General features: G+C 69.7%; 6 protein-coding genes and 1 pseudogene. 1 reads left to right on the top strand and 6 read right to left on the bottom strand.

Features of this window, described 5'->3' with window-relative positions:
- Positions 1–734 precede the first annotated feature (734 nt).
- The 5 genes and pseudogenes from B351_RS0103690 to B351_RS17945 form a co-directional block, all read right to left on the bottom strand.
- A complete protein-coding gene (locus B351_RS0103690) occupies positions 735–1,520 on the bottom strand; it encodes a succinate dehydrogenase iron-sulfur subunit (protein ID WP_019397706.1) in 786 nt (261 codons plus the stop codon).
- A 21-nt stretch (positions 1,521–1,541) separates the two neighbouring features.
- Positions 1,542–3,335, bottom strand: coding sequence for a succinate dehydrogenase flavoprotein subunit (gene sdhA / locus B351_RS0103685; RefSeq protein ID WP_019397705.1), 1,794 nt, complete (start codon positions 3,333–3,335; stop codon positions 1,542–1,544).
- Between the two features lie 22 nt (positions 3,336–3,357).
- Complete coding sequence (gene sdhD, locus B351_RS0103680) at positions 3,358–3,741, bottom strand: succinate dehydrogenase, hydrophobic membrane anchor protein (protein WP_019397704.1); 384 nt, start codon at positions 3,739–3,741, stop codon at positions 3,358–3,360.
- On the bottom strand, positions 3,738–4,130 hold the full coding sequence (gene sdhC, locus B351_RS17725) for a succinate dehydrogenase, cytochrome b556 subunit (protein ID WP_019397703.1): 393 nt from the start codon (positions 4,128–4,130) through the stop codon (positions 3,738–3,740). The genes sdhD and sdhC overlap by 4 nt, the downstream gene beginning before the upstream one ends.
- A gap of 123 nt (positions 4,131–4,253) precedes the next feature.
- Positions 4,254–4,367 (bottom strand): annotated as a pseudogene (locus tag B351_RS17945) (DUF1674 domain-containing protein); the annotation flags it as partial.
- A 72-nt stretch (positions 4,368–4,439) separates the two neighbouring features.
- Between B351_RS17945 and B351_RS0103670 the strand changes: the two are divergent.
- The gene (locus tag B351_RS0103670; RefSeq protein ID WP_019397702.1) at positions 4,440–5,282 is read left to right on the top strand and encodes a folate-binding protein YgfZ; all 843 of its coding nucleotides are present in this window, start codon (positions 4,440–4,442) and stop codon (positions 5,280–5,282) included.
- A gap of 17 nt (positions 5,283–5,299) precedes the next feature.
- On the opposite strand, the gene B351_RS0103665 is transcribed toward B351_RS0103670, so the two are convergent.
- Positions 5,300–6,382 (bottom strand): ABC transporter ATP-binding protein, encoded by a 1,083-nt coding sequence (locus tag B351_RS0103665; RefSeq protein ID WP_026010319.1) that lies wholly within the window; start codon positions 6,380–6,382, stop codon positions 5,300–5,302.
- Positions 6,383–6,536 lie beyond the last annotated feature (154 nt).

Genomic DNA, 6,536 nt, shown 5'->3' with positions numbered 1-6,536 from the left:
ATCCGCAAGCACTTCGTGTTGAAGCCACTCCGTTTTCCCGGACCCCTCGGCAACACCGTGGTGTCGTCGGGAGGGCGCGCATTGTGCGCCTATCGAAAATTTTTGGGAAGGCCTTTCGCGAAAATTTTTTCATGCTGCATCGCCCGTTCATCACAGGCACGGCCTGCAGCCACTTCTGCCACGCCTTCAACGCCGGCCGGCAAGGCGCAGGCCGGCGTTTCCCCCGCACGCGGCAGCGTTCGTGCCCGCATGCCTGCGGGCACTGGTCTCACTGGGCGGGTCCTGCTGCGGCCTGCCCTCCCGAGGGCGCCAGCCGCAAAGGCGGAGGAAGCGTCGCGATGCACCTGGAGCTTATGCCGGGCATCTCGCAGTCCCGGTGCCGGGCATGGGAGCGCAATCATGGTCATCGGGAATGAAACATCCGCCCTCGCCTGCCGGTGAAGGACAGATGCCGGAGCGGCGCGTCCCACGACGCGATGGCCGGAACGGGAGAGCTGCTACCTGGACCGGGCGCTTCCAGGCTCGGGGCCATGCCTGCGCCTGCCCCCTGCACGCAGGCGTCGACGCCTCGGGACTCCCGCGGGACGGACGCCGGTACGCCTGCAAGGCACCGGGCCAAGGCGGGATTGTTCACGCAGGAGGGCCCTTCGACGGAGCCGCGCCGCCGCTGGAACGGCGCAAAGAAAAAGCCCGGCCGTGGGGCCGGGCTTTCCATGGCTGCGCAGACCGCCAGGTCAGGCGCGGCGGGCCATCATCAGCTTCTTGATCTCCGCGATCGCCAGGGCCGGGTTCAGGCCCTTCGGGCAGGTCCGCGCGCAGTTCATGATGGTGTGGCAACGGTACAGCTTGAACGGGTCCTCGAGGTCGTCCAGGCGCGCACCGGTGTCCTCGTCGCGCGAGTCCACGATCCAGCGGTAGGCCTGCAGCAGGATCGCCGGGCCCAGGTAGCGCTCGCCGTTCCACCAGTAGCTCGGGCAGCTGGTCGAGCAGCAGGCGCACAGGATGCACTCGTACAGGCCGTCCAGCTTCTTGCGGTCCTCAGGCGACTGCAGGCGCTCGCGGTCCGGCGGCGGCGGCGTCTGGGTGCGGATCCAGGGCTTGATCGAGGCGTACTGCGCGTAGAAGTGGGTCAGGTCCGGGACCAGGTCCTTGACCACGTTCATGTGCGGCAGCGGGTAGATCGGCACCTCGGCCTTGCGGCAGTCTGCGATGGCGCGGGTGCACGCCAGCGTGTTGGTGCCGTCGATGTTCATCGCGCACGAGCCGCAGATGCCCTCGCGGCAGGAACGCCGGAAGGTCAGGGTCGGGTCGATCTCGTTCTTGATCTTGATCAGCGCGTCCAGGACCATCGGACCGCACTTGTCGAGATCGATCTCGTAGGTGTCGGTGCGCGGGTTGGCGCCGTCGTCCGGGCTCCAGCGATACACCTTGAAGGTGCGCACGTTCTTCGCGCCGGCCGGCGCGGGATAGTGCTTGCCCTTGGTGATGCGGGAATTCTTGGGGAGTGCAAACTCTGCCATTGGTCTGTCTCTGGCCCTGGCTCAGTACACGCGTGGCTTGGGCGGCACCACATCCACATCCTTGGTCAGGGTGTACATGTGCACCGGACGGTAGTCGAAGCTGGTCTTGCCGGTCTCCGCGTCCACGGTGACCAGGGTGTGCTTCTGCCAGTTGGCGTCGTCGCGCTCCGGATAGTCCTCGTGCGCGTGGGCGCCGCGGCTTTCCTTGCGCTGCTCGGCCGAGTTGATGGTGGCGACGGCGTTGAGCAGCAGGTTGTGCAGCTCGTAGGTTTCGATCAGGTCGGAGTTCCAGACCAGCGAGCGGTCGGAGACGCGGACGTCCTGGAAGCTGTCGTAGATCTGCGCCATCTTCTCGCAGCCTTCCTTGAGCGTCTTGCTGGTGCGGAACACCGCGGCGTCGGCCTGCATGGTGCGCTGCATCCGGTCGCGGATGACCGCGGTCGGGGTGTCGCCGTTGGCGTGGCGCAGCTTGTCCAGGTGGGCCAGCGCCTTGTCGCAGGCGTCGGATGGCAGCGGCTTGTGCGGGGCGCCCTTCTTGATGGTCTCGGCGCAGCGGTTGGCCACCGCACGGCCGAACACCACCAGGTCCAGCAGCGAGTTGGAGCCCAGGCGGTTGGCGCCGTGCACCGACACGCAGGCTGCCTCGCCGATCGCGTACAGGCCCGGCACGACCGCATCCGGGTCGTCGCCGACCTTGCGCACAACTTCGCCGTGGTAGTTGGTCGGGATGCCGCCCATGTTGTAGTGCACGGTCGGGATGACCGGGATCGGCTCCTTGTGCACGTCGACGCCGGCGAAGATGCGGGCGCTCTCGGCGATGCCCGGCAGCTTCTCGTCGATCACCTCCGGGCCCAGGTGGGTCAGGTCGAGCAGGATGTGGTCCTTGTGCTCGCCGACGCCGCGGCCCTCGCGGATCTCGATGGTCATCGAGCGCGACACCACGTCGCGCGAGGCCAGGTCCTTGTAGTGCGGGGCGTAGCGCTCCATGAAGCGTTCGCCGTTGGCGTTGCGCAGGATGCCGCCCTCGCCGCGGACGCCCTCGGTGATCAGGCAGCCGGCGCCGTAGATGCCGGTCGGGTGGAACTGCACGAACTCCATGTCCTGCATCGGCAGGCCGGCACGCATCACCAGGCCGCCGCCGTCGCCGGTGCAGGTGTGGGCGGAGGTCGCGCTGAAGTAGGCGCGGCCGTAGCCGCCGGTGGCCAGCACCACGCCGTGGGCGCGGAACAGGTGCAGCGTGCCCTCGGCCATGTCCAGCGCCAGCACGCCGCGGCACACGCCCTCGTTGTCGAAGATCAGGTCGAGCGCGAAGTACTCGATCATGAACCGGGCGTTGTGCGCCAGCGACTGCTGGTACAGGGTGTGCAGCATGGCGTGGCCGGTGCGGTCGGCGGCCGCGCAGGTACGCTGCGCCGGCGGGCCCTCGCCGAAGCGGGTGGTCATGCCGCCGAACGGGCGCTGGTAGATCTTGCCGTCCTCGGTGCGGGAGAACGGCACGCCGTAGTGCTCCAGCTCGATGATGGCCGGGATCGCCTCGCGGCACATGTATTCGATGGCGTCCTGGTCGCCCAGCCAGTCCGAGCCCTTGATGGTGTCGTAGAAGTGGTAGCGCCAGTCGTCCTCGCCCATGTTGCCCAGGGCGGCGGAGATGCCGCCCTGGGCGGCGACGGTGTGCGAACGGGTCGGGAAGACCTTGGTCAGGCACACCGTCTGCAGGCCCTTCTGGGCCAGGCCGAAGGTGGCGCGCAGGCCGGCGCCACCGGCGCCGACGACGACCATGTCGTACTTGTGTTCGGTGATCTTGTAAGCGGACATCGGGTCTGTTTCCTTTGCGCGGTCAGCCGGCCAGCGCGATGCGGGCCACGGCGAAGATGCTGACGATCGCGCCAAGCACCGCGATGAACTTCACGCTGACCTGGAGCGCCAGGGCCAGCAGGGAATTGTGGACGTAGTCCTCCAGGACCACCTGCAGGCCCAGCTGGGCGTGCCAGAACATGGCGACCAGGAAGCCGACCAGCAGCACCGCGTTCCAGGGCTTGGACACGGCCTCGGTGGCGGCCAGGTAGTCGCTGCCGGCCAGGCTCACGACGAAGTACACGAACCACAGCGACAGGAACGCCAGCGCGGTGGCGGTCAGGCGCTGGTGCACGAAGTGCTCGGTGCCAGCCTTGGCCGCACCCAGGCCGCGCACGTTCTTCAGGGGGGTACGGTAACGGCTCACGCGGCACCTCCGTTCAGCGCAAAAGCCCACACGATCGCGGTGATCACCAGGCTGCCGATGATCGACAGCCAGCTGTTGCGCACGAACACCGGGATGCTGAACCCGTGCGCGAAGTCCTGGGCGATGTGGCGGATGCCGTTGCACAGGTGGTAGGCAAAGCACCAGGTCCAGCCGAACAGGAACACCTGGCCGTACCAGGCGCCGGCATGGTCGCTGAAGCAGGCCCAGCTGTCCGGGCCGAGCATCAGCGCCAGCAGGCCACCGGCAAGGACCAGGGCGCCGCCGGCCAGGACGATGCCCGTGGCGCGGTGGAGGATCGAGGTCACCATCTGGACCTGCCAGCGGTACACCTGCAGGTGGGGTGACAGGGGGCGTTCGCGGCTGCTCATTCGCTGGCTCGTAGTCTCGGCTGTGCGGGCAAACCGCCCGCGTGGCTCCTGGGGCGCTGCCTTCGCATCAGAAATCGATGCAGCGTCCGTTCTTCCCCAGTCCCCGTAGCGGGTCGGTTCCGGCCCCTCTCGCCCGCCGATCTCGCGCGGCGGCGCCTTCGCGGCGTCCTTGTCGAGCGACGGCGCGGCTTCCGGCGCGTCTTCGTCCTCTGGAACCACGGGGCTATGACCTATCATGGATAGTCCTTTGCAAGCGCAAAATTTTAAGCCGGGGTTAACGTGCCTGACAACCAGCCCCTACCAAGCCCCTTGAATCTCCGGGAGTTTTTCGCGCTGGACGGGTGGTCCGTCCTCGCCCTGGAAGGCCCCGACGCGGCGGTCTTCGCGCATGCCCAGTTCGCCAGCGACGTACGGGCGCTGGCGACCGGGCACTGGCAGTGGAGCACCTGGCTCAACCCCAAGGGCCGGGTAATCGCCTTGTTCGCCCTGCTGCGCACCGGCGACGGAAGCTTGCGCATGCTGCTGCCGGATGCCAATGCGACGTTGGTCGGCGATGCCCTGCGCCGCTTCGTGTTCCGGCGCAAGGTGGTGCTGGCGCCGCGCGCGGACCTGCACGTGGCCGGCGCGTTCGGCGCGGCGCAGCCGGCACCCGGCGTACTGGAAGGCGCCGAGGACGCCCCCGATGGGCTGCGCCTGGGCATCGCCCCGGGCCGCGTGCTGCGGATTGGCACCTCCCCTGCCCCGGCGTACGCGGAGGCGGTCGCCGCCTGGGACGTCGCCGACCTGCGCGCCGGGATCCCGCGCCTGCCCGCGTCCCAGGCCGAGCAGTGGACCCCGCAGCAGCTCGGGCTGGAGCGGCTGCGCGCCTTCAGCGTGAGCAAGGGCTGCTATCCGGGCCAGGAAATCGTGGCCAGGACCCATTTCCTGGGCAAGGCCAAGCGCCAGCTGGTGCTGTTGCGTGCGGGCGATGCGGCGGAGGCCGGCGCCGAGGTCGCGCAGGACGGGCGCGCCATCGGCAACGTGGTGGCGGCGGCCGGCCAGGCACCGCGCCTGGCGCTGGCGGTGCTGCCGCTGGAACTGGCGGACGCGCCGCTGGCGGCCGCGGGGGCACCGGCCACGGTCGAGCCATTCGCGGAAGTCGCCGCCCCCTGAGTTCGCGCGGGCCGGCGCTAGGCCACCAGGCGGCGGCCATCGCGGGGATCGAAGAAATGCACGCGCGCCGGGTCCGGGCGCAGGCGCACGCGGTCGCCGGGCGCCGGCAGGTCGCTCGGGGGCAGCCGCGCCACCAGCGCCTGCCCGCCGAAGTCCAGGTGCAGGTAGGCCTCGCTGCCCACCGCCTCGACCACCTCGACCCGCGCCTCCAGGCCCTCCCCCTCCCGCACCGGCAGCAGGTGTTCGGGGCGGATGCCCAGCACCACCTCCTGCTCCAGCCAGGCCGGCGGCACCTCCACCCCGGGCAGCGGAACCGGCGCGCCCTGCGCCATCTCCAGGCGCAGGCCGCCCCCGGCATGCAGGCGGCCGCGCAGTACGTTCATCGCCGGACTGCCGAGGAAGCCGGCCACGAACAGGTTGGCCGGGCGGTCGTACAGCGCCATCGGGGTATCGATCTGCTGCACCCGGCCGCCATCCAGCACCACGATGCGCTGGCCCAGGGTCATGGCCTCGACCTGGTCGTGGGGGACGTAGACCATGGTGGCGCCCAGCCGCTGGTGCAGGCGCGCGATCTCTGTGCGCGTGCCGTGGCGCAGCTTGGCGTCCAGGTTCGACAGCGGCTCGTCCAGCAGGAACACCGCCGGCTCGCGCACCAGGGCGCGGCCCAGGGCCACGCGCTGGCGCTGGCCACCCGACAGCTCGGCCGGACGCTTGTCCAGCATGCCTTCCAGGCCCAGCATCCCGGCCGCCGAGGCGACCCGGCGCTCGACCTCGGCGCGCGTGGCGCCGCGCAGCTTCAGGCCGAACGCCAGGTTCCCGGCCACGGTCATGTGCGGATAGAGCGCGTAGCTCTGGAACACCATGGCGATGTCGCGGTCGCGCGGCGCCACGTCGTTGACCACCCGCCCGCCGATGCGCAGGGTGCCGGAGGTGATTTCCTCCAGCCCGGCGATCATGCGCAGCAGGGTGGACTTGCCGCAGCCCGAAGGCCCGACCAGCACCACCAGCTCGCCATCGCCGATCGTGAACGAGGCCTCGTGCACGGCCACGTGGCCGTTGCCGTAGACCTTGCGCACCTGTTCCAGCTGGACGTCCGCCATCGGCATCTCCGCATACGTATTCAACCAGCCCGCGCCGGGCGCGGACCGAGGCCGCGATGATGTCACGGCCGGCGGTGCAGGCGACGTGGCGGGTTCCCATGCCGCGTCCTCGCGGCCGGGCCAGCGGGTGCCGCCGCAACATACGCAGCAGCAT

It is taken from the genome of Pseudoxanthomonas sp. GW2, assembly GCF_000283075.1.
Lineage (GTDB): Bacteria > Pseudomonadota > Gammaproteobacteria > Xanthomonadales > Xanthomonadaceae > Pseudoxanthomonas.
This window is presented reverse-complemented; position numbering and strand designations above follow the sequence as displayed.

Coding starts and splice junctions, on each gene's coding strand:
- B351_RS0103690 (WP_019397706.1), bottom strand. CDS start 1,520: ATGGCAGAGTTTGCACTCCCCAAGAATTCCCGCATCACCAAGGGCAAG.
- sdhC (WP_019397703.1), bottom strand. CDS start 4,130: ATGAGCAGCCGCGAACGCCCCCTGTCACCCCACCTGCAGGTGTACCGC.
- B351_RS0103665 (WP_026010319.1), bottom strand. CDS start 6,382: ATGGCGGACGTCCAGCTGGAACAGGTGCGCAAGGTCTACGGCAACGGC.
- sdhA (WP_019397705.1), bottom strand. CDS start 3,335: ATGTCCGCTTACAAGATCACCGAACACAAGTACGACATGGTCGTCGTC.